The following is a 23,634-nucleotide window of genomic DNA, read 5'->3' on the forward strand; positions in this document are numbered from 1 at the left end:
GATGCTTTATGCGGTATTAGCAGCCGTTTCCGACTGTTATCCCCCTCTTAAAGGCAGATTGCTCACGCGTTACTCACCCGTCCGCCACTAAGTCGAGAATTCCATCTCCGAAGAGATTTCCAAAACGACTCCGTTCGACTTGCATGTGTTAGGCACGCCGCCAGCGTTCATCCTGAGCCAGGATCAAACTCTCTAAAAATTGTATTAGAACGAGCAAAAACTCGTTTTAACCGACTTTAGAGTCTGACGTGTCACTTTATTTTAACTGGAGTTGTGACTTCCAGCGATTTACCAAGAGTAAAAAACTCTCGAAATTTCAGGTTCGCACTACAACCTTCGTTCTTTTGAACAAAAGTTTAAGCACATCGTTGTTTAATTTACAAGGTACAATCTGCTGTTTTCAAAGAGCTTTCACAACTTTTCGTTGTTCTTAACCGCTCATCAACAGCTTATTTAGTATACCTCTCCTGATACGCTTTGTCAACACATTTTTTCATTTTTCCCAAAAGTTTTTGCGTATAGCTTGCTCTCCCCTTGTCCATACTGAATCCCGAGGTGAATTTCCATGAAGTATTTCTGCAATCTTACAGCACTGTTGTCCATTGATCAAACGGCTAACAACTGTTTTTACGCACTTTCTCCGGAAATCCGACAGCGCATTCTTCCGCATAGCGCACAGCTGCACACGCGTGAGGAACTGCTGCTCTGCGCCTTCCGCCTGCTGCTGCCGCAGGTACAGCAATAGTAAAAATCCCGAAGCCTATCGCCTCGGGATTTCTTTTTATTTCGCCGCCAACAAGCACGCGTACCGCAGTTTAAGACGCATTTTCCAGCTTTTCTTCACATTTCTTCCCCAAAGCCGCTGCACGAACAGATCGAGCGCGCGCTCCTCGAACGGCTCAAGCGCGATGCCGCCGTATATGGTTTTCTCAAGCAGACCGTTCACACGCTCGTACTCTCCGGGCTTAACCGACGGCAGCGTGTCCGCAAGCGCCTTATCGGTCGCTGCGGTCTCCCAGCCGAGCGCCGCGTCAATTCCCCAGAGGGAAATCAGCTTGAACATCAGCTTCTGCGACTGCCGCACACGCTCCTCAATCGACATTCTGCGCCGTCTGCGTTCCGCATTCCACAGCAGGAACACGCGCGTCAGCTCCATCGCGCACAGCAGCAGCGTGAACAGCACAATAATTATGCCGGCAATACCGAATCCAACCGCAGCCACGTTTTTCACCACAGTCAGCGGCTTGGACTGCTCGGAACCACCGATGCCGGACGGCTCGACCACCTGATCCGCACCTGACCGATCTTCGTCGATAGCCGCAGTTTTGCGCACCGTATCCGGCAGGCTGACCATCTGCTGCAGCGCAACCGCGTCAAAATAGTAACCCGGCGTCGCATCAACCGGCAGCCAGCCGATACCGTCAAAATAGACCTCAGCCCATGCATGTGCGTCCTGACCGGTCAGCGCAGCTGTTCCGTCCGCGCTGCTCTGCGTTTTGGCAATCGGCAGATAGTAACCTTCCGCGTAACGTGCGGGAATGCCGTGTGCCCGCAGCGCCTGCACGGTCGCTGAGGCATAAAGCACTGCATTGCCCTTCCGCGAGTCTGTCAGAAAATATGCAATCGGGTCCGCATTATTCGGTGCGGCTCCGGCAGCCTCGCTGTAGCGCACCTGCGCTTTCAGCACCTCGCGGATGCGGCTGAGCGCACTGTAAACGCCGTCATTTTCATCATCATAATCCTGCCAGAACAGACGGTTCAGCATAGGCAGCAAATCCTCGTCCGCTGCGGTATATGCATCATACACAAAGCTGCGATAGACCGACTCTGCTTCCGCATAGGCTGCCTGCTCCTCAGTCTGCGGGCTGCTGACCCAGCTCTCCGCGACCATGAGCTCCGACGGCCGCGTACCCGAAACCTCAGTCACCGTATAATTGCGGATGCCGAGCAGACCGCGCCCCTTAAGCAGCGCGTCCCTGCGTTCGCGCACGTCACCGTCCGTTACCTTTTCCATCGAAGCCGGTGCATACACCGCGTCGCGTGAAGCGTTCTTCACCGACACCTCGACCGTGTTGGTCTCCGGTGCATCGCCGGTCAGCCGATAGTATGCCGCCGACTGTGTAAACGGGTCAAAGCCCTGTGTCTGCAGCCAGTCCAGCATGCCGATGTTTTCTCCGCCGTAGACGGCATCCGGCAGCGGCTTCCATGTGCCGTTTTCATATTTTCCGCCGGTAAATCCGCGCAGATAGACCGACTTTTCCTGTTCCGTGTGTACATTCAGCATGGTTTCGCTGCTTTCGTGCAGAAGGTTCGCCTGAGAAAGCTCGCCCTGCGGCAGCGTATCCCTGCCGTAGCGCAGATCGTGCACTGTCTGCTTGATATTCTGCCGCAGACGATCGACCGACGGCATTTCCGTGCCGGACAGTCCCACCGCACAGGCACACAGCACTGCCGATATGCCAAGGCACCATGCAACCGCTCTGCGGGTGATCGCGCGGCTGCCGCTCGTCATGTGCAGACCCAGCTGCCCCGCTGTCAGCAGCACAAGCGCCAACGGATAGAATCCCTCGCCGAACAGCGAAAGCAGCAGCCAGAATACGCTGATGAACGCCGCGAGCCGGCTGCTCTGCCGGCTGACCGCATACCACGACAGCAGCCCGATGAGCACCGCCGCCAACAGCGCAAACGCCCATACATCCCGCTCGGAGGCTGTGCCGGAAAACAGCGCGAGACCGCCTTCATGCACCGTATTCCACCGGTCGAGCATGGTGTTGAGCCATGCACGGCCGCCTACAATGTATCCGCGGAAACCGGTCACGATCAGCACAGCCGGAACGGGTGCGAGCGCCAGCAGCTGTGCCGCCGGAATGCGTTTCGCCGCAAAATCCGCCGCAGTGCCGCACAGTGCGCTGAGCGCGGCAGTCGCAAACACGGCAGCAAGGGACGGTGCGCGGCCGTTCCACAGCCGCTGCATGGCCAGCAGCGAACCGCTCAGCAGCAATGCCGCCAGCAGCGCCATCCATCCGGCGGTCAGATATGGATTTGTCCGTTCGCCGGGTCGATACCGCCGAATCTCAGCCTGCTTCATCGTTTACTCCTATGACTCAGCATACCACGCGGTACACTTCATTGATATCCTGCTCGGCCGGCAGCTCCATGATGCTGCACGAGCCGCTGCCCTCCACACGGGCGGTCTTGATGCCCGAAACCGCACTCAGCACCAGTACACCGACGCGGCTGTCCAGTCCGCTGAGATCCTGCTCATAGCGTCCTGCGGAAAAGATGAGCAGGCGCGTGAAATACCGGTCCAGATGCTCCATGACAAAGTACCGCAGGCCCGAACCGCCGGTCTCCTGCACCGGAAAGCTGAGCCAGCGCGGCAGAAGCTCGTGAAAATCCCGCTCCGTGCATACCTCAAACCGCTCTATGCCTTGTTTCGTCGGTACAACGGTGCAGAACGGCACGCCGCGGCGAATCAGCCGCTCGGCAACGGACGATGCAATGGCGACAGCCGCATTCAGCTCCTGCTGTGCCTCCGGTCCGGCCAGATGGCTGCGGCCGAAATCCGGCAGCAGCGCGATATTGTAATGAGAAGGGGCGCTCGCCTGACGAACGATCAGCTCATCCGTCTTGCCGGACAGCTTCCAGTGGATGGTTCGTATATCATCACCCGGGACATAGTCGCGAATGTCGAATATTTCGCTTGCATCGCTGCCCTTACGGTTCTGCATAACGCCGTCATTGCGCGTTGCGCCGATCGTTGCGCTCGACAGCTCGGTTAAAACGCGCACATGATGCGGGTAGACCACCGTGCAGATTTCGGAGAACGGCTTTGCCTTGCTGCTGAACAGCCCGAACATATCCCGCACCTGCACCGAAATGCAGCGGAACGTGACCTTGCCGCACCAGACGAGCGGCACACCGATGGTATACTCCTGCTGATCGTCCGCCAGATCGAACACCAGATATTTATGCACGCTCACGCCGAACATATCGTTGCGGGATTCCACCGCGACCAGAATGCTCTGTGCCGCCAGCAGCCGCCTTTTCGGCGCAAACGTGAACGTCATCGGCACGGTTTCGCCTTCCCGCCCGCCGGATTTAACGCGCACAGAGGTGCGCAGCAGCCGCGCATCCCTGCGGGTGAGCAGCGCCATCAGCACCGCCAATACCACCAGAACGATGAGCGCCGCCAGCAGAAACGGCTTGCTGAACAGGATCAGCAGCACGAGCAGCGCCGCATACAGCAGCGCGAACGCCAGCCGGTTTTTCCACATAGCGCCTCACTCCTCTGTGTGCGCGGGCTTGATCTTCGCCATGATCTCCTCCAGCACCTGCTTTGCGGCAACGCCCTCCACGCGCGCCTGCGGGCGCAGCGCCAGACGGTGTGCACATACATCAACGAACACGTTCTGCACATCCTCGGGCACAACGTAGTTGCGCTCGCGCAAAATCGCGCCTGCGCGCGCCATCCTGACCAGTGCGGACACGCCGCGCGGAGAGATGCCCAGCTCCACCAGCGGATGGCTGCGGGTCTGCTCGCACAGACGGATGGCATACGCCAGCACGCCGTCGGTCATGCGCACCGAGGTCAGGTAGTTCTGCACCTCAAGCAGATTCTGCGCGTTAGTCACCGCGCGGATCTCCTCCAGCGGATTGCTGTACCGCTGCGCGTTGATGATCTTCATCTGGTTTTCGAGTGTCGGGTAGCCGATGGACAGGCTGACCATGAAACGGTCGATCTGGCTCTGCGGCAGCGGCTGCGTACCGGCAGAACCCAGCGGGTTCTGGGTCGCAATGCAGATAAACGGCGCGGGCAGCGCGTGCGTTTCACCGTCCACCGTGATGGTGTGCTCCTCCATGACCTCAAGCAGCGCGGACTGCGTTTTCGGTGAGGTACGGTTGATCTCGTCGGCCAGCAGCAGCTGACAGTTCGCCGCGCCCTCGCGGTACTCGAACCTGCCGGTCTCGCGGCTGTACATCGTAAAGCCGGTGATGTCGGACGGCAGCGTATCCGGCGTAAACTGAACGCGCTTGTTGCTCAGTCCCAGCGCGCGGGAAAACGCCACGGCGAGCGTGGTCTTGCCCACACCGGGACAGTCCTCCAGCAGCACATGGCCTCCGGCATAAATGGTCATCAGGATCTTCTCGACAATATCTTTTCTGCCGATGAACGCCTTATTGACCTCGGCAATGATCTGCTTGGATTGTTCAACAATCATTCTGTTTCTCCTTCATCTTCTGTGGAAGTGCTGTCCGACGGTTCGGACGGAATGACGATCTCGTGCTTGCCGTCCGGCATTGGCAGAACCGTCGCATCGTCCGCCGAGGTGTCGGCAGAGCCGGTGTCCTTGCCGGTGCTGTCACCGGCCGGCTCGTTTGCCGCATCGTCGTCGATGGTCGGCGGTTCGCTGGTATTGCCGTTTGAGGTGTCAGTGTCCGTGCCGGGATTCGGCTCCGGAACCGGCGTCAGATCATCATCCCCCTCCGGATTCCTGTTCTGATCATCCGGCTCAACCATTTCCGGCTCCTGCTTTTTCGGCGCAAGCTCAAAGCTGAGCTTGTCCACTTCCGGATAGTGAGTATCTACAGTGGTGCCCTCTTCAAATTCCGATGCGCCCGGAATCCACTCACGATGCCACAGCATTCTGCGGATACGATTCTCGACCGGCAGCAGGATTTCCTCCATTTTGGCATGGATTTCCTCCTCAGCTGCATTCGGCATGCCTGCAGCGACAGCTGCATACATTTCCGCATAGTTTTCATACCCCGCCATCGGGTAGATCCATTTTTCAATGAAACGAAGATAAGCCTCCTCATCTCCCCAGGCAAGAATGTAGATTTTGATCCTGCTTTCATCAATACCGAAGGAATATCCCTCACCCGGTGTAAAATTCAGCAGCTCCGGCGGATTGCCATCCATGAAGGTCATGGTCAGCGTATCGCTCTCCACCCCTCGGAACGCATCCTGCTCAATGCCGGCCAGACCGCTTTCCAGGACGAGATATTCCAGGTTTTTGGTATTGGAGAAGGCTCCCTCACCGATATAATCCAGGCACCAGCCATCCAGCAGTCCCAGTGTTTCACTATCCAGATCAATCGTGGTCTTGTCGGACGGCGCACCGATCAGCGTAATATAATCTCCCCGTACACGATACGGATAGAACTCCGAGGGTTCCTCTACCTTCGTTTCTGCGCCAAGCATGGTGCGGATATCGTTCTCCACATCCACGAGTTTCTGTTTAACTGCCGCATCGGTTTCTGCATACAGATCCTCCCATGTTCCATTGAACATCAGGTCCAGCATGGTGTTATCCCACAGATTCATGTAGCCGGTCGCATTCGGTGTGTCCATGCTGCCGAGCAGCGAATAGCGCCATTTCTTTACATAAGACGGTGCAATATCGTCTCCGGTCTCCCAGTCGGATCTGATGTGAACCCGCTGCAGCGTATCCTGCCACGTCCATTCATAGTTAAAGGTAAACGCGGAGGATGCACTGAATGTCAAAAGCTGCGGCACATTGCCGAAATCAGCAATCGTGATATCCTCCAGCGCACTGCATGCACTGAACAGACCGGTGTATATGCTGCTGTTATTTTCAAAGCCCCGTGTAATGGAAACACCGGTCAGGCTCTTGCAATCCACGAACGAGTTCATATCCAGACGCTGTATATAGCCGTTCAACTCCAACTTCGTGATATTTGTGCTCTGGAATGCCGCCTCACCGACCTCGCTGACGGCTGTAACGACCTCACCCTCCAGACCGGAATCGGCAAACACATAATCATCAATATACTGCAGGTCCGGCAGTTTATCCCAGTTGATGGTAAACGAGCCCTCGGCGCCGTAAAACGCCTTATCGAACAGCTCTATCGTCCCCTCCGGCAAGGCAAGCTCCCCTTCGGTGTGCCTGCCGGCACGCAGACCGAGCCAGTCCTTGCCATCGCTCGCGCCATACAGCATTTTCGTGCTGCCGATATCTACAACATCGTAGCGCTGCACACCGGATTCCTCAATGAAATACGTCCAGTCCTCACCGTAGCCGATTCCCCCGGTCGGGGAATACATCACCGTTGCCTGTGCTCCCGTGCTGACCGAATACTCGCCCATATTGATGGACGGCGCGTTAGACGCGATAAAGTTCAGCGAGGTACAGTTATCAAACGCCGCATCGCCGACAGACACCTCTCCGTTCGCATCAATCATGATGCCCTCCAGATTGGAGCAGCCGTAAAACGCCTGTGCACCGATATTTGTCAGCGATCCCGGCAGAAGCGCCCACTGCAGCTTCTGACTGCCTGCAAACGCACCGTCTGCCAGTGTGGTCACCGACAGCGTATTGCCGTCCGCATCCTGAATCGTGCCGTCAAACTCGGTCTTAGCCGGGTCACCGGCCATCAGCACAACCTCCGCGCTGCGCTCGTCTGTGTAGTAGGTCTCGCCCCGGCTGTTGGTCTGCAGGACGATTGCGCGGACATCCGTAATGCCTGCCGCGTCAAGCTGCGCCTGCACGTTCTCTGCCTGCGCCTTCCCGCCGCACAGGATGGTATCCACATTGCTGCTTCGGAAACTGTCCGGGCCGATTGCAATCCCGTCCTCGCCCTCGGGCAGAATGATAGTTTCAACCTTTTCCGCGTCCGCAAACGCGTTCGGACCGATGACATTGACGCCGCTCGGCAGCGTATAATATCTGGTCTGTGCCCGCACATGGGTGAGCGTTTTGTTCCCCTCGGCGTCCTTCTCCAGATAAGCACCATCGTGTGATTCCCAACTGCCGTCCGAGGATGCAACGTTCACACGCATGCCCTCCAGCGCAGTTTCGTTACTGCTCACGAAAGCACGAAATACGTCCGGCTCCACAATAATAACGCCGCTGTCCATACCGCCAAAGTCGATTTTCGGCAGGTCGCAGGCAGCTTTCGCCTGCAGGACCAGTCTGGTCACCTGTGTTGCGTTCGGCAGCGTCACCTTCTCTACATTTTTCGGAACGGTCAGCTCGGTCATATCATACGGAATGCCGAGGTATGCACTGCCGTCCGCATTGGTAAGAATTCCGTCCGCGGTTGCGGCATACGCTGTGCTGCCCGCATCCACAATATAGCCCTTCTTGACCTTGATGCCCTTTACGGCTGTCTGTGTGCCTTCCGTCTGTTCGCTGTAGCTTTTCGTGTTGACATACCGCACCGTATCCGGGATTTTGATGTAATCAACCTCATGCAGGGTGTTTTCCGTGCCCATATCCACCGCCTGCACATACTTCGGTACCTCGAGCACACTGCCGGGATCGCCCTCATAGCCGGTAAGTGTCTGCATGTAGATGAATTTCTGGGTGATTGAAAACTGCGGTGCGCTGACCGGCAGATCCGATTCGGTCTCGTCCCAAGAATCCGCTGCAGGACCGTCTGCGGCATCGCCCTGCGAACGGGTTACCGCGCCGGTATCCATGTCATACCAACGGATTTTGACCTGCACTATATAGTTATCCTCCAACGGGACCATATCCGCAGGCTCGATAACACGACGGCCCGCCGCCGGATGATACATCCACGGAATCAGCTTGCCGTCCTCCAGCCAGCCGGGGAATAACGCGGACAGACGTTCCTCTCCCAGCAGATCTCTCTGATAGCTGTACAGGTCGATTACCTTGCTCTCATCATCCGGATCAAAGCTGGTATCCTTATATGGATTGAGCAGGATATCACTGCTGAACTGACCGTTTTTATCGTTTTCCGTCAGCCTGCGGTTGAGGATGAAGATACGGTTTCGCTCCAGCGTGTAGGTAACATCCGAGTAGTCCCTCCACGCACTTTCTGCACTGAAGCGGTAAGACGCACTGATTTTGATCTCGGTCACATCGCTCGGAATCTCATCCAGAGTCTTATCATATTCTCCGGTTGCCTCATTAAAGAAGCTGAAGAAGGTATCGCCGATCCAGATACCGTTGATACGGACGAACACGCCGAAATGCAAATCGCTGTTGTCTGCACCCTTCAGGTTGCTCCAGTAGTAAATGTTGCCGTTGTGGTCATTTACATAGGTTTCCAATGCATTGTAAATCTTGCGGGCAGTGATGTTTTTCTGACCGGCGTACAGCGCAGACGGGTCTGCCTCTCCCGAACTATTCTGCGGCTGCCGAATAACAACCTCCTTTACTGTGTTGTCATTCACATTCCCTTCATAATACGGCTTACTGATCGGATCGTGCTCGCCGAAGATGCCTACGCTGGTCTTTCCGGAATCCGGCTCCCGCATGGTATCCGCAATGGAGCCGCCCTGTCCTGATGGCGGGGCAGCCGTGCCGCCGCCATTCGTATTGTCCGAACTGCCGCCGCCCGGCTTGCTCGGCTTATTATTGCCCGGCGCGGACGGCTCTCCCGGGGTATTCGGCGTATCAGGCTTTGCCGGATTTGCCGCGCCGCTATTGCCGCCCGGATTTTCTCCTGTGCCGGCGCCGCCGTTTCCGGGCACAACGGCAGTCGTGCCGCCCGGTCTGCCGCCGATGATGACATCCGCGCTGCCGCGGTCATTCGTCACGTTATATACGATATCGCCGGAGCTGCTCGCCGCCACGCTCGTATCTGCCGTGCCGCCGGCAACCGAGAGCGGGTCGGAGAAATTCTCCTGCATGCGCTCGCGCTGGAACATGAAATCCGCACTGCTGTCGTTCTGCGGGCCGCTGGTATCGTCCGCGCCGCTGTCCCGCTCCCAAAGCTCGCTGTCGTCCTTTTCTGCCGTGCTGTCGCTGCCCTTTACGTCCTGATCGTCATCAAAATGCACCTGATTGGCATTGAAGCCGCGCTCCGTGTCCGAGGGGTGAAAATGATTGCCCGAGCGGTACGACGAAACGCCCAGAACCGTGCCCGTTGTCAGCGCTGCGGCGGCTGCCGCACCGAGTACGGTTTTGGTCAGTATTGCCCGCGACAGCAGAATCTTATCCAGCTTTCCCATCAGCTCCTCCTTTCTCTTCTCTGCAGAAATTTGCCGATATTACGCTGCAGTGCCTGAAAATCGACCGGTTTTGCGTAATGACCGTTCATGCCGCTCTCGACGGACAAGCGCTCGTCCTCGACAAACGCATCTGCCGACAGCGCAAAAATCAGGATGCTCTTCGCATCCGGACGCTCCATCGCACGAATGGTGCGGGCCGCCGTGCGGCCGTCCATTACCGGCATCTGCACGTCCATCAGAATAAAATCGTAGTAGTTTTCCGGATGATCTGCGAACATATCCACCGCGATCTGTCCGTTTTCGGCCTTCTCGATCTCGGCGCCCATCTCCTGCAGCACCTCGACCATGATCATCGCGTTGATCTCGTTGTCCTCGACAAGCAGGATGCGCCTGCCGCGGAACGCATCCGCGTTCTCCTCCGCGGATGCGCGAGACGGCTCTGCCGCCGGTTCCGCAGGCTTTTCAGCAACCGGCAGATGCAGATACACCGAGAAATCCGAGCCTCTGCCCGGCTGGCTCTCCACCACGATCTCACCGCCCATCAGCTTGACAAGCTGGTCAGTGATGGCCATGCCGAGACCGGTGCCGCCGTATTTCCGAGAGGTCCCCACGGTCTCCTGCTCGAACGGACGGAAAATACGGCTGATAAACGCCGGCTGCATACCGATGCCGGTATCGTGTACGCGGATCATCATATCCGCCACGCCGTTCCGCAGCATCATCTGCCGGAAGGTGACAATAATTTCACCCTCGCTCGTAAATTTGACCGCATTGGACAGAAAATTGATGATAATCTGGCTGATGCGCAGCTCATCGCCAAGGACGTAATCCACGGCCACACCGTCAAAGTTGACCTCGTAGCGAATGCCGCGGCTGTCAAGGTTTTTCGCAAACATATCGTACAGGCGGTCACCCAGCTCCCGCAGGCTGAACACCTTGTTTTCCAGTTCGACCTTGCCCGCCTCGATACGCGACATATCCAGAATGTCGTTGATGAGCGCGAGCATGTGATCGGACAGCTCATCCACCTTGGTCAGATACTGCATCGCCGGTGCATTCGCCTCGAGGTGGTTCTCCGCGAGCGTCAGCATGCCGATTATGCCGTTCATTGGGGTACGGATCTCGTGTGACATGCGCGACAGGAAGGTCGTCTTGGACCGGCTCTCCTCCTCGATCTTGGCAAGGCGCTCCTCGTACTGTTCCATCCGCCCGCACAGCCCGGTCGTGCGGCTGAAGCAGAACAGATCATATCCATCGTCCTCACCGCGGGTCACATTCAGCTGCACCCATTCGCCGTTCTTTGTCCGAAGGACGGTCTCGAACGGCTGCGCTCCGTCCCACGCACGGTATTTCTTCCAGACAGAAACGCCGTTCTGCCCGTCCTCCAGCGCGTCCGCAAGCAGCATAACATCCTGCCGGAGCTGCTCGAACGTCACACCGAGCAGGCTCTGCATATCGCCTGCCGCACAGAGCGGCAGCAGATCGTACTGACGCATGATAAGGCATACGTCATTGCTCTGTCGATCCATGTTGTACAGCAGAATCTCATCTGCCCGCCGAAGTGCGCTCCTTTTCTTATCCGCACACTGCCCGCGGTTCCGCAGCGCAGCACACAGGAGCACAACCGCCAGCAGTGCCTCAGCACAGCCGGTCACCACCAGCGGAAAGTGCTCACCCAGCATTTCCAGCCAATCCGTTATGTGCATTCCTTCACCTGTCAAATTTCATTTTTACTCTTTTCTGTTTTTTCATCCAGTCGATACCTACATATCCATTTATACATAATAGCTCCTATATCTGTCGATTTACAACATTTTCCCCAACACAACCGCTCTCTCCGACAATTTTCTCCCCAAAAAGCACAAAAAAGGATACAGAACAGTACCGTTCTGTATCCTTTTGTATCAATTCGGTTTTAAGCTGAATTACAGCTTTGCCAGCTCGGATGCGATCAGCTTGTTGATGATCTGCGGGTTGCCCTGACCCTTGGAAGCCTTCATGCACTGGCCTACGAGGAAGCCGGTAACATTCTTGCCTGCCTTGAAGTCGGCAACAGCCTTTTCGTTCTTGGCGATAACGTCCTGTACGATGGCGAGGATAGCGCCCTCGTCGGATACCTGCTTGAGACCCATGCGGTCAACGATAGCCTCAACGGTCTCGTCGGTCTCGAACATGCTCGGCAGAACCTTCTTGCCTGCGTTGCCGGAGATGGTGCCGGCCTCGATCAGCTTAACCAGAGCAACCAGCTTGTCTGCGGTCATCTTGGTCTCGCGGAGGCTTACGCCCTTGTCGTTCAGGTACTTGGAGATATCGGACAGGATCCAGTTTGCGGCAGCCTTGGGCTTAACCTGCTTTGCGGCAGCGTCGAGCAGCTCGGCCTTCTCAAAGCTGTCAGACAGCAGACGCGCCTCCATGGCAGTCATGCCGTACTCGTTGAGGTAACGCTCGTAACGGGTGATCGGCAGCTCCGGAACCTCGCTCTCGATCTGGTGCAGCCACTCGTCGGAGATCTCTACGGCGATCAGGTCCGGATCCGGGAAGTAACGATAGTCCTGCGCATCTTCCTTGGTACGCATTACCGTGTTCTTCAGCTTTACGTCATCCCAGCGGCGGGTCTCCTGCTGGATTTCGCCGCCGTTTTCTACAACCTCGATCTGGCGTGCAATCTCGTAGTCGATCGCGCGGACCGCACCGGAGAAGGTGTTGATGTTCTTCATCTCGACACGGGTGCCCAGCTCGGTGGAGCCTTCCGGACGGATGGAAACGTTTACGTCGCAGCGGATGGAGCCTTCCTCCATCTTGCAGTCGCAGATGTCGAGGTAGGACAGGGTGGTCTTGATCATTTCAAGGAATTCCTTCGCCTCGGCAGAGGAATGCAGGTCGGGACGGGTTACCATCTCGATCAGCGGTACGCCGCAGCGGTTGAAGTCAACGATGGTGCCGTCGATCTCGTCATGCAGCAGCTTGCCCGCATCCTCCTCGAAGTGGATGCGCTCGAGACGGCAGGAGTGCTTCACGCCGTCCACATAGAAGAATACCTCGCCGTTCTCGCAGATCGGCACATCAAACTGAGAGATCTGATATGCCTTCGGCAGATCGGGGTAAAAATAGTTCTTACGGTCAGCCTTGCACAGCTGATTGATGGTGCAGCCGGTAGCCTTGCCCATCTTTGCGGCGTAGTGTACAACCTGCTTGTTGAGTACCGGCAGTGCGCCCGGCATACCGGTGCAGACCGGGCAGGTGTGGGTGTTGATCGGTGCGCCGAAGCCAGTGGAGCACGAGCAGTAGATCTTGCTCTTGGTGGACAGCTCCGCATGCACTTCCAGACCGATGACAGCTTCGTATTTCATGTTTGTCTTCCTCCCTTACAGTGCAGCGATGATGTTCTTGAGACCGGACGCCTGCTCAAAGGCCAGACCGGCGTTCAGCAGCGTCTGCTCGCCGAAGCGCGGACCGATGAGCTGCATGCCGACCGGCATGTGGTTCTCATCAAAACCGCACGGCTGAACCAGACCCGGCAGACCGGCGATATTGACGGAAACCGTGCAGATATCGCCTGCGTACATCTCGAGCGGATTGGTGGTCTTGGAGCCGATCTCGTAAGCGGTGGTCGGCGCAACCGGCGTCAGGATGACGTCGCACTTCTCGAATGCGTTTGCAAACTCCTCGCGGATCTTGCGCTGTGCGGCACGAGCCTTCTTGTAGTATGCATCGTAGTAGCCGGAGGACAGAACGTAGGTGCCCAGCATGATGCGACGCTGAACCTCGGCGCCGAAGCCCTCGGAACGGCTCTTGGTGTACAGCTCGATGATGTCATCGCCTGCATTCGGGGTACGGTAGCCGTACTTTACGCCATCGAAACGGGCAAGGTTGGAGGAAGCCTCTGCAGAAGAGAGGATGTAGTAGATCGGCAGTGCATACTCAACGAGCGGCAGAGAGATCTCGAATACCTCTGCGCCGAGTGCCTTGTACGCCTCTGCAGCCGCCATAACGTTCTTGCGAACGGCATCCGAGATGCCCTCGCCGAAATACTCCTTCGGCAGACCGATCTTGAGACCCTTGACGTCAGCGTTCAGGTTGGCGCGCAGCGAGCCTTCAAACGGGGTCTTGACAGAGGTGGAATCGTGCAGCGGATCGTGACCGGTAACCGCATCGAGCAGCATGGCTGCGTCCTCGATGGAGCGGCCGAACGGGCCGATCTGGTCGAGAGAAGACGCGAATGCAATCAGACCGTAACGGGAAACCGCACCGTAGGTCGGCTTCATGCCGACAACGCCGCAGAAGGACGCCGGCTGACGGATAGAGCCGCCGGTATCCGAGCCGAGCGCCAGCGGAGCCTCGCCTGCTGCAACAACAGCAGCGGAGCCGCCGGACGAGCCGCCCGGTACGCGGTCGAGACCATGCGGGTTGTGGGTCGGGTGCATCGCGGAATTCTCGCAGGAGGAGCCCATTGCGAACTCGTCCATGTTGGCCTTGCCGGTGATGACCGCATCGGAAGCAATCAGCTTCTCCATAACGGTTGCATTATACGGCGGCTTGAAATTGCCCAGCATCTTGGACGCGCAGGTGGTCAGCGTGCCCTTGGTGCAGATGTTGTCCTTAATGGCGATCGGGATACCGGCCAGCGCGGACAGCGTATCGCCGCTCGCGCGCTTCTTGTCAACCGCTTCTGCCTGTGCCAGCGCGGATTCCTCGGCTACGGTAACGTAGCCCTGAACCTTATCCTCTACCGCCTTGGTGCGGGCAAAAACGTCCTTTGCCAGCTCTACTGCGGAGATTTCCTTTTTGCCGAGCAGCTCGGACAGCTCGGACGCAGTTTTTTCGTAAAGTGCCATAATTCTGTCCCCTCCTTACTCGACAACACGCGGAACTGCTACGCCGCCGCACTGGAAGTCCGGTGCATTCGGCTCGATCAGCTCATCCGGCGTGAATTCCTGAATCACTTCGTCCTCGTGGAACGCATTCTTGCGCTCGGTGTTGATAACATCGGTAATATCGCCCAGATCAAGCTCAGCCAGCTTGTCCACCATTGCGACGATACCCTGCATGTCATCGGCCAGACGGTCGAAAATGCCGCCGGTCGAATCCAGACGTGCCAGGGACGCGATGTGCTCAATTTCTTTTCTGGAAATTGCCATGTCGTTTGCCTCCTAATTATTTATCTTAAATCTATGATACGAATTTTATGATCTATCGTAGGACGGGGTGCCCTACGGCATATCTTATTTAAGCGTTTCCGCTGCCTTCTTCAATCATCGTCTTAAACTCTTCCTCGGTCAGCACCGGAACACCCAGCTCCGCCGCCTTCTGCAGCTTGCTGCCGGCATTCTCGCCTGCGACAACGTAGCTGGTCTTTTTCGAGACCGAACCGGCCGCTTTGCCGCCGAGAGACTCGATCAGATCGTTGATCTCCTTGCGGGTATAGAGCGTCAGGCTGCCGGTTGCCACAATGGTCTTTCCGGCGAGCAGGTCGCTCTTTGCGGTCTTTTCACCGATGAAGTTGACGCCGTGCGCGCGCAGCTTCTCGATGAGCGTATGCGACTGCGGCAGCTCCCGCCATGCGGCGATGCTCTCCGCGGTGGTCTGTCCGATGTCGCGGATCTCGGTCATTTCCTCTACCGGTGCGGCAAGCAGTGCATCGAGCGAGCCGAAGTGGTCGCTCAGGATGCGGCCCGCCTTCTGTCCGACATGCCGGATGCCGAACGCGAACAGCAGCCGCGACAGGTCGCGGGTCTTGCTCGCTTCAATCGAGCGGACAAGATTGTTCGCCCAGACGTCCACCTTTTTGCCGAGCGGCAGCAGCTGCTCGACCGTCAGGTCGTACAGGTCAGCCGCCGACTTGACCAGTCCGGCGTCGATCAGCTTTTGCAGGTTGCCCTCGCCGCAGCCGTCGATGTCCATCGCGTCACGCGACGCAAAGTGCATCAGGTTGCGCAGCAGCTGTGCCGGACAGGACGCGCTCGTGCAGCGGATAGCCGCCTCGTCCTCATCGTCGTACACCGGCGCACCGCACACCGGACAGACCTTCGGGAACTCGTACGGAACCGAATCCAGCGGACGCCGGTCCTTTTCCACGCCGATGATCTCCGGAATGATTTCTCCGGCTTTTCGGACGGAAACAATGTCGCCCACGCGGGCATCGAGCTGACGGATAAAATCGCGGTTGTGCAGCGTTGCACGGGACACCGAGGTGCCCGCAAGCCGTACCGGCTCGAGCACGGCATTCGGCGTCAGCACACCGGTGCGTCCCACCGTGATGACGATATCCTTGAGAAGCGTCTGCTTGACCTCAGGCGGGTACTTGTACGCCGCCGCCCACCGAGGGAATTTCGCGGTCGAACCGAGCGTTTCGCGCTGCGCGAAGGAATTGACCTTGACAACAGCACCGTCAATGTCGAAATCCAGTTCACCGCGGGTCTCGCCCATGTTCTCGATCTCGCGCTGCACGTCCCGCGGGTCGGTGTAGACCGGATAGCGCGGGCTTGTCGGAAAACCAAGGCTCTTGAGGTAATCGAGCGCCTGCACATGGCTTTCCATCGGCAGCTCGTCGCTGTTCTGAATGTTGAAGCAGAAGATGGACAGCTTTCTTTCCCGCGTAATTTTGCTGTCCTTCTGCCGCAGAGAACCCGCCGCCGCGTTGCGCGGATTGGCAAGGAGCGGCTTGTCGTGCAGCTCCAGTTCGGCGTTGAGGGCATCGAACACGGACTTTTTCATGTGGACCTCACCACGCACGATCAAATGCGGCGGCGCGTTCTCCAGCTTTTTCGGGATGTCCTTGATGGTTTTGAGGTTCTTGGTTACGTCCTCGCCCACCTGACCGTCACCACGTGTCGCACCGCGGACGAACACGCCGTCCACATATTCGAGCGCAACCGAAAGGCCGTCGATCTTGTACTCGACAACGTACTCCGCCTGTCCGACGGCATTCTCCACACGGGAATAGAACTCGCCCAGCTCGTCAAACGAGAAAACATCCTGCAGACTTTCAAGCGGGTAGGCGTGCGTCACCTTGGCAAACCGGCTGCTCGCCGTACCGCCGACCCGCTGGGTCGGAGAGTTCGCGTCCGCCATCTCCGGATGCTCAGCCTCGAGCGTGCGAAGCTGACGCTGCAGCATGTCGTACTCATAGTCGGTGATCTCGGGCGCGTCCTCGTTATAGTATTTTTCGTTGTGATACCGCAGCTGCTCCCGCAGAGCGGTAATCTGCTCACGCACGTCCATAATAAAACTCCTTTGGTGTGAGCAAATACTCACACAGATTAAGTATACCAAATGACGAGCAGTTTTTGAAGTATTATTTTCCGATTTCGTGAGAAATATCCGAATTTTCCTCGTAATCGCGGATTTCGCCGAGCAGATCAGAGCCGGAGCCGCCGATATAGGTGTACCGTTCGGGCACCGTGCCGACGATAACCGTGTCCGTGACCGGGTATGTCGAGACGATTTCCCGGTCTTCTCCGCCAAACGGCGTGAGAATGCGGAAGCCGGCGTGTACCTCGATGAGAATCCGGTGGCGCGTCTGGTTGATGCCCGCCGAGGTGAACGCGCTGACGAACTGCGCCTCCATCTGCGCAAGACCCGCAAGACCGACCTTCACCCTCGGGCCCATTCCGGTAAACAAACTGGGCGCGAATACCGTGCCGAGCGGCACCTCGGTCTGCGTTTCCTCCAGATAATCCAGCCGGTCAAACAGACCGTTGACGATACGCGCCTTCACCTTTCCGACTGCGATAATATCCGTACGCAAGGCCGTGATGTGGTTGTCGCTGTCGCGCTCAAGCACCACAAGGTCGGCAAATTCGTCCGGATGGGAGAAAACCTCGTCCTCCATCAAGGTGTTGATCTCCTTGATGGCGCTGTCCTCGCAGACGTTGACGGCGTACTCCATGAAAATGCGCTGAAAGCGTATGGTCAGCAAGCCAAGACCAACCGCTACTATCAGTATCAGTATGACAAGTGCCAGTCTCCTGCCGTTTTTTCGTCTGCGCCGCATAATACCACCCCATTCAGCGTATGCGGCATACGTTTGTATAATCACCTTGTCGCACCCTGCGGTAAAGCGTTACAATATATTTCTCTATTAAAAACTGTCCTAAACCGTCCTAAACTGTTTTACTATTATTATCTGCCAATATATATTCCCCTTTTAACAGATTAGGACACATTAGGACGGTTATTTTACATAACCGCTTAACCGTCACGTTAATTGCTAACTACTAATTGCCAATTCGCAATCACCAATTAACAAAAAAGAAGCACCCGATAAATCAGGTGCTTCTTTGCGCTTAACAGCTAAATGAGGAATTAGTCCTCGTAATCCTCGCCGTCCTCGAGCAGAGCACGGATGGACAGAGATACCTTCTTCTTCTCGTCGTTGATGTCGATGATCTTAGCCTCGACAACCTGGCCAACCTCCAGCTCGTCCTCCGGCTTTGCGATGCGGTGATCAGCGATCTGAGAAATGTGGATCAGGCCGTCAACGCCCGGTACGATCTCAGCGAATGCGCCGAACGGCATGAACTTGAGGATCTTAACCTCAGCAACAGAGCCGATGTCGTACTTGGACTTGAATACGTTCCACGGATTGTCCTCCTCGCGCTTGTAGCCGAGGGAGATTTTCTTGTTTTCCTTATCCAGACCGATAACGAATACCTTTACCTTGTCGCCAACAGAAACGACCTCGGACGGGTGCTTGATGCGGCCCCAGGACAGCTCGGAGATGTGAACCATGCCATCCACGCCGCCGATGTCTACGAATGCGCCGTAGGAAGTCAGGGACTTAACGGTGCCGTCGTACTCGTTGCCGATCTCGATGGTGTTCCAGATCTGCTCAGCAGCAGCCTTGCGAGCCTCCTGCTGGATCTGACGGATAGAACCAACAACGCGCTTGCGCTGACGGTTGATCTCGGTGATATAGAAGGACTGCTTGGTCTTAACCAGCTGGCTCATCGGCTGATCCTTCGGTACACCGGTCTGGGATGCCGGGATGAATACGCGTACGCCAAATGCAGTTGCTACAACGCCGCCGCGGTTCTCCTCAACGATGGTGCCCTCAACCGGGGTGTGCTCCTCGTAAGCCTTCTCAACGGTCTCCCAGCCCTTCAGCTGATCAACGCGCTTCTTGGACAGAGTGATGGTGCCCTCGCCGTCGTTTACGCGAACAACAACAGCCTCGATCTCGTCGCCAACGTGGATGTTGGCAGCTACGTCGTAGTTCGGGTCGTCAGACAGCTCACCCAGCGGGATATACGCAGTGTGCTTAACGCCCAGATCTACCTGTACGTCGTTATTGGAAATACCTACAACGGTGCCGGTTACCTTTTCTCCATTATTTAAAGTCTTGAAGGACTCCTCCAGCATTGCTGCAAAGTCCTCACCAGTTTCAATCTTGGTTTCTTCGCTCATCATGTTACTGACCTCCTTAATTATCCATGCCGGTGTGGATGCTCCCGCCGTGATCCCGATGTGCTGGTGCTGCCCGAGCTCCTGCGTAGTAAGCTCTGCCGCGTCTTCGATGTAGCGCACATCCGAGCACAGCGACCGGCTGATCTCATACAGCCGTTTGGTGTTGGAGCTTTTCTTATCTCCGATCACGATCATTTGATCCGATACACCGGCAAGCAGACGAGCCTCCGACTGGCGCTCATCCGTCGCTTTACATATTGTATCAAAAATTTTGAGGTTTGTACACCTTTTTTTTATAAGTCCTACGGAAATATTCCAAATTGACCGGTTGACGGTGGTCTGTGCGACCAGGGAAATGGGTTTATCTTCCATTTCAAGCCGTTCCGAGAAGGCTCTCGCCTGCTCCTCGCCCTCGAGCACGACCGACTCGCCGCACCAGCCCTGAATGCCCACAACCTCCGGATGTCCGGCGCTTCCGAGAATGACGATCAGCCGTCCGTCCGCGCTCTCTTTGTCCGCTATTTTGTGTATTTTCCGCACAAAAGGGCAGGTTGCATCAAAGATTTCGCACTTTTTTGCTTGAAGCAGCGTGTATACATTCCGTGGTACACCGTGCGCCCGAATGAGCACGCCGGCACCGTCCGGAATGTCCTCAAGCGCATGCGCGGTGTACACACCGAGCTTCTCCAGACGCTCAATTTCGTGCATGTTGTGAATGATTTCACCATAGGCATAAATTTTTCCGTTTTTTTTCGCCTGCTGCTCGGCGAGGTCCACTGCACGGCGTACGCCGAAGCAGAATCCGGCGGTTTTGGCTACCGTTACGCTCATACCTGCTCCTTCAGCTCGTAGATGCGGCGCAGGATATCATCCGCGATCAGGCCGTAGTCCTTCTGCTTCGGATCCGGCGTGAACGGCTTGCCGATCACGACTGTGGCTCTGCAGCGGAAACGCTTGCCCTCGGTGATATACATCGGCAGGATCGGCGCCCGGGTCTTGACCGCCAGCATGGCCGCACCTTTCTTGGTTTCGCCCTCGGCGGCGTGGCGTGTGCCCTGCGGGAAGATGATGAGCTTCTGACCGGCACGAACCGAGCCGAGCGCGGTCTTGATGGCGGTGATGTCCGCGCCCTCACGGTCGATCGGAAAGGCGCCGAGCGCCGCGATCAGCCACGCGAATATCTTCTTCCGGAACAGCTCTTTTTTCGCCATCAGGCGCAGCGGCGTCTTGCCGCCGAGTGCGACCGCCGCAAACGGCGGGTCGGACAGCTGCACATGGTTCGGACAGACAACGCAGCCGCCCTCCGGGATGTTTTCGCGTCCGATCACGCGGTAGCCAAAGAAAATATGGAACGCCAGCGCTACCAGCGGCACAACCAGAGCCTGGAACCAGCGGTGGTACTTGAATTTCATGCCTTTTCCTCCGTTTTTTCACGAATAATACACAGAACGGCCGCTATGCTTTCCTCGAGCGTCAGGCTGCTCGTATCCAGCAGAACCGCATCGTCCGCCTGTTTGAGCGGCGCAACGGCTCTCGTCATGTCCTGCCTGTCGCGCTCGTTGATATCGTGCAGGATGCCGTCCATCGTCACCTGCTGACCCTTCTCAATCAGCTCTTTATAGCGGCGCTCCGCGCGGGACTGTGCAGACGCGGTCAGGAAAATCTTGACCGGCGCATCCGGCAGGATGACCGTGCCGATGTCGCGGCCGTCCATCAGGATATTGCCGTTTTTCGCCATATTGCGCTGGGTTTCCAGCAGAAACCGGCGTACTTCCGGCACCGCGGACACCTTGGACGCGTAGTACGAAATCTCCGGTGTGCGGATGGCTTCGGAGACATCCTCGCCGTTCAGGAGAACGTGCTGTGCGCCGTCCTGATAGGTCAGCTGAATGGTAATCTCCGGCAGGGTTGCGATAATGCCTGCCGTATCCTCTCCGGCAATGCCCCTGCGGCACACCGCCAGACCGATGGAACGATACATCGCACCCGTATCCACATATACATAGCCGAGTTTTGCCGCGGCAGCGCGTGCCACGGTGGATTTTCCGGCCCCGGACGGGCCGTCAATGGCAACTGAAATGTACTTCATCATGATTCCTCCTCCGCAGCCGACAGACCCGCCAGACGGCCCGTGGACCACGCAATCTGCAGGTTGAAGCCGCCCGTGTAGGCGTCCACATCGAGCACCTCACCTGCGAAATACAGGTGCGGCAGCTTTTTGGACTCCATGGTTTTCGGGCTGACCTCGCGGACGGACACGCCGCCCGTGGTGATAATCGCCTCGGCGATCGGACGCTTGCCGGAAATCTCGACCGGGAACGCCTTGAGTACGCGCAGCAGCGCGGCACGCTGTGCCTTGGTGATGGAATTGACCTTCTCGCGCGGGTCGATGCCGCTCTTTTCGATCACCACCGGAATCAGCTTCTTCGGGAGCAGCTCACCGAGCGCGTTGATAAAATCGCTGTTCTTGTGCTTGTCAAAGTCCGCGAGCAGACGCTTGTCGAGCGTCTTTTCGTCCAGCGCAGGCTTGAGATCAATCTCCACACGGTACTTTTTGCTGCCGAAATGACGCATATGCGCACTCGCGGACAGCACCAGCGGACCGGACAGACCGAAGTGCGTGAACAGCATTTCGCCAAAGTCCGAGTAGAGCTTCTTCTCGTTTTCATACACAGTCAGCTGTACGTTGCGCAAGCTGAGACCCATCAGCTTTTGACAGGTGTCGCCGTCCTCGACCAACGGCACGAGCGACGGATTTGCGGGCACGACCGTGTGTCCCGCCTGCCTGGCAAAGCGGTAGCCGTCACCGGTCGAGCCGGTCTGCGGATAGGACGCGCCGCCGGTCGCCACGATAATGCGATCTGCCTTATAGGTCTTGTGCCCGGCACGAACGCCTGTGAGCACACCGTCCTCGATGAGCAGCTCGTCTGCGGTCGTATGTACGATGGTCACACCCGCCTTTTTCACCCACAGGAACAGCGCGTCAATGATGTCGGCTGCCTTGTCCGACTGCGGGAACACGCGGTTTCCGCGCTCAGTCTTGAGGGCAACGCCATGGTTCTCGAAAAAGTCCATCACGTCCGCCGGACCGAATCCGCCGAGCGCGGAATACAGAAAGCGCGGGTTGACCGGCACGTTGCGCAGAACCTCCTGCACATCGCAGTTATTGCACACGTTGCAGCGGCCCTTGCCCGTGATAAACAGTTTGCGGCCAACTTTTTCGTTGGTTTCCAGCAGCGTCACCTGCGCGCCCTGCTCCGCGGCAGTGCCTGCCGCCATCAGACCGGCTGCGCCGCCGCCGATTACGATAATGTTCAATTTATATCGTCCTCCGGTTTTTCATATACGTCGTATTCTTCCCAGATGCGCTCCAGCTTGTTAAATGTCTGCTCAATCTCATCGCGGCGGCTCATGCCGACAGCCACGATCAGTGCGTTAATGACCGACAAGGGCGCCACGAGCGAATCGACAAAGCTCGCCATATCGCTGCGTGCGAGCAGCACATGATCGGCCACACGCGCCAGCGGCGACAGCTGCGAATCGGTCAGTGCGATAACGCGGGCACCGCGGTCGCGCGCGTACTTCATCGCACTCAGCGTGCGCTTGGAGTAGCGCGGGAAACTGATGCCGAACAGCACATCACCCGGTCCGACACGGAGCACCTGCTCGAAAATCTCGCTGACGCTGTTCGTATGTACAAGCGTCACATTTTCAAACAAAAGATTAGCGTCACATTTTCAAACAAAAGATTGAAGTAAAAACCCAGAAAGCTGGCTAAAGCGCTCGAGGAGCGCACGCCGAGAATGTAGATTCGCTTAGCGCCCATGAGCGCGTCCACCGCGCCCTGAAAGGCGTCGCGGTCGATCTCGTCGAGCGTTACACGGATCATGTCCGTATCCGCGTGCAGCACGGTCTGCAGCACATCGCGGCCGCCCATGCGGTCGCCCGCAACCTCCATGCGCTGCACCGAGGTCAGCTTGTTGCGGATCATCTCCTGCAGGGCACGCTGCAGATGCGGATAACCGTCATAGCCAAGCTCGGTCGCAAAGCGCACGACCGTGCTTTCACTCACGCCGACAGTCACACCCAGACGGCTCGCGGTCATGAACGCAGCCTTGTCGTAGTGCTCTAAGATAAAACGCGCGATCTGCTTCTGACCCTTGGAAAAGCCGGGCAGCTCGCTTTGAATTTTTGTGATCAGGTCATTCATTATACTCTCTCCTGCATTGCATTCTCTGCATACATTCCTGCATTTGCACGATACTATTGTAAGTGAACCT

14 protein-coding genes, 1 rRNA gene and 1 pseudogene are annotated in these 23,634 nt (G+C 57.1%); all 16 read right to left on the reverse strand.

What is annotated here, in order from left to right:
• A 16S ribosomal RNA gene (locus IEY11_RS13195) occupies positions 1-199 on the reverse strand; the annotation flags it as partial.
• Between the two features lie 582 nt (positions 200-781).
• Entirely contained in the window at positions 782-3,088 is a 2,307-nt protein-coding gene (locus IEY11_RS13200; RefSeq protein ID WP_188886778.1) for a transglutaminase-like domain-containing protein, read from the reverse strand.
• A 16-nt stretch (positions 3,089-3,104) separates the two neighbouring features.
• The gene (locus IEY11_RS13205) at positions 3,105-4,277 is read right to left on the reverse strand and encodes a DUF58 domain-containing protein (RefSeq protein WP_188886779.1); all 1,173 of its coding nucleotides are present in this window, start codon (positions 4,275-4,277) and stop codon (positions 3,105-3,107) included.
• A 6-nt stretch (positions 4,278-4,283) separates the two neighbouring features.
• Complete coding sequence (locus IEY11_RS13210) at positions 4,284-5,222, reverse strand: AAA family ATPase (protein WP_118481275.1); 939 nt, start codon at positions 5,220-5,222, stop codon at positions 4,284-4,286.
• Complete coding sequence (locus IEY11_RS13215) at positions 5,219-9,949, reverse strand: leucine-rich repeat domain-containing protein (RefSeq protein ID WP_188886780.1); 4,731 nt, start codon at positions 9,947-9,949, stop codon at positions 5,219-5,221. The genes IEY11_RS13210 and IEY11_RS13215 overlap by 4 nt, the downstream gene beginning before the upstream one ends.
• Positions 9,949-11,655 carry an ATP-binding protein gene (locus IEY11_RS13220; protein ID WP_188886781.1) on the reverse strand — a complete coding sequence of 569 codons (1,707 nt, stop codon included), beginning with the start codon at positions 11,653-11,655 and terminating at the stop codon, positions 9,949-9,951. The genes IEY11_RS13215 and IEY11_RS13220 overlap by 1 nt, the downstream gene beginning before the upstream one ends.
• Positions 11,656-11,874: 219 nt before the next feature.
• Entirely contained in the window at positions 11,875-13,299 is a 1,425-nt protein-coding gene (gene gatB, locus IEY11_RS13225) for an Asp-tRNA(Asn)/Glu-tRNA(Gln) amidotransferase subunit GatB (protein WP_110436651.1), read from the reverse strand.
• A gap of 15 nt (positions 13,300-13,314) precedes the next feature.
• Positions 13,315-14,784: an Asp-tRNA(Asn)/Glu-tRNA(Gln) amidotransferase subunit GatA gene (gatA, locus tag IEY11_RS13230; protein WP_118286271.1), complete on the reverse strand. Its 1,470-nt coding sequence runs from the start codon at positions 14,782-14,784 to the stop codon at positions 13,315-13,317.
• A 15-nt stretch (positions 14,785-14,799) separates the two neighbouring features.
• Complete coding sequence (gene gatC, locus IEY11_RS13235; protein ID WP_110436649.1) at positions 14,800-15,087, reverse strand: Asp-tRNA(Asn)/Glu-tRNA(Gln) amidotransferase subunit GatC; 288 nt, start codon at positions 15,085-15,087, stop codon at positions 14,800-14,802.
• Positions 15,088-15,175: 88 nt separating this feature from the next.
• Positions 15,176-17,170, reverse strand: coding sequence for an NAD-dependent DNA ligase LigA (gene ligA, locus IEY11_RS13240; RefSeq protein WP_188886782.1), 1,995 nt, complete (start codon positions 17,168-17,170; stop codon positions 15,176-15,178).
• 73 nt (positions 17,171-17,243) lie between these two features.
• On the reverse strand, positions 17,244-17,942 hold the full coding sequence (gene yunB / locus IEY11_RS13245; protein WP_188886783.1) for a sporulation protein YunB: 699 nt from the start codon (positions 17,940-17,942) through the stop codon (positions 17,244-17,246).
• 311 nt (positions 17,943-18,253) lie between these two features.
• Positions 18,254-20,185, reverse strand: coding sequence for a bifunctional 4-hydroxy-3-methylbut-2-enyl diphosphate reductase/30S ribosomal protein S1 (locus IEY11_RS13250; protein ID WP_188886784.1), 1,932 nt, complete (start codon positions 20,183-20,185; stop codon positions 18,254-18,256).
• Positions 20,182-20,766 carry a lysophospholipid acyltransferase family protein gene (locus IEY11_RS13255; protein ID WP_117492324.1) on the reverse strand — a complete coding sequence of 195 codons (585 nt, stop codon included), beginning with the start codon at positions 20,764-20,766 and terminating at the stop codon, positions 20,182-20,184. Before IEY11_RS13255 ends, IEY11_RS13250 begins: the two co-directional genes overlap by 4 nt.
• Positions 20,763-21,443 (reverse strand): (d)CMP kinase, encoded by a 681-nt coding sequence (gene cmk, locus IEY11_RS13260; RefSeq protein ID WP_117492322.1) that lies wholly within the window; start codon positions 21,441-21,443, stop codon positions 20,763-20,765. The genes IEY11_RS13255 and cmk overlap by 4 nt, the downstream gene beginning before the upstream one ends.
• On the reverse strand, positions 21,443-22,672 hold the full coding sequence (locus IEY11_RS13265) for a BaiN/RdsA family NAD(P)/FAD-dependent oxidoreductase (RefSeq protein WP_188886785.1): 1,230 nt from the start codon (positions 22,670-22,672) through the stop codon (positions 21,443-21,445). The genes cmk and IEY11_RS13265 overlap by 1 nt, the downstream gene beginning before the upstream one ends.
• Positions 22,669-23,564, reverse strand: a pseudogene (locus tag IEY11_RS13270) (MurR/RpiR family transcriptional regulator). Before IEY11_RS13270 ends, IEY11_RS13265 begins: the two are co-directional and overlap by 4 nt.
• Positions 23,565-23,634: the final 70 nt, after the last annotated feature.

The sequence above is a fragment of the Butyricicoccus faecihominis genome, assembly GCF_014648015.1.
GTDB lineage: Bacteria > Bacillota > Clostridia > Oscillospirales > Butyricicoccaceae > Agathobaculum > Agathobaculum butyriciproducens.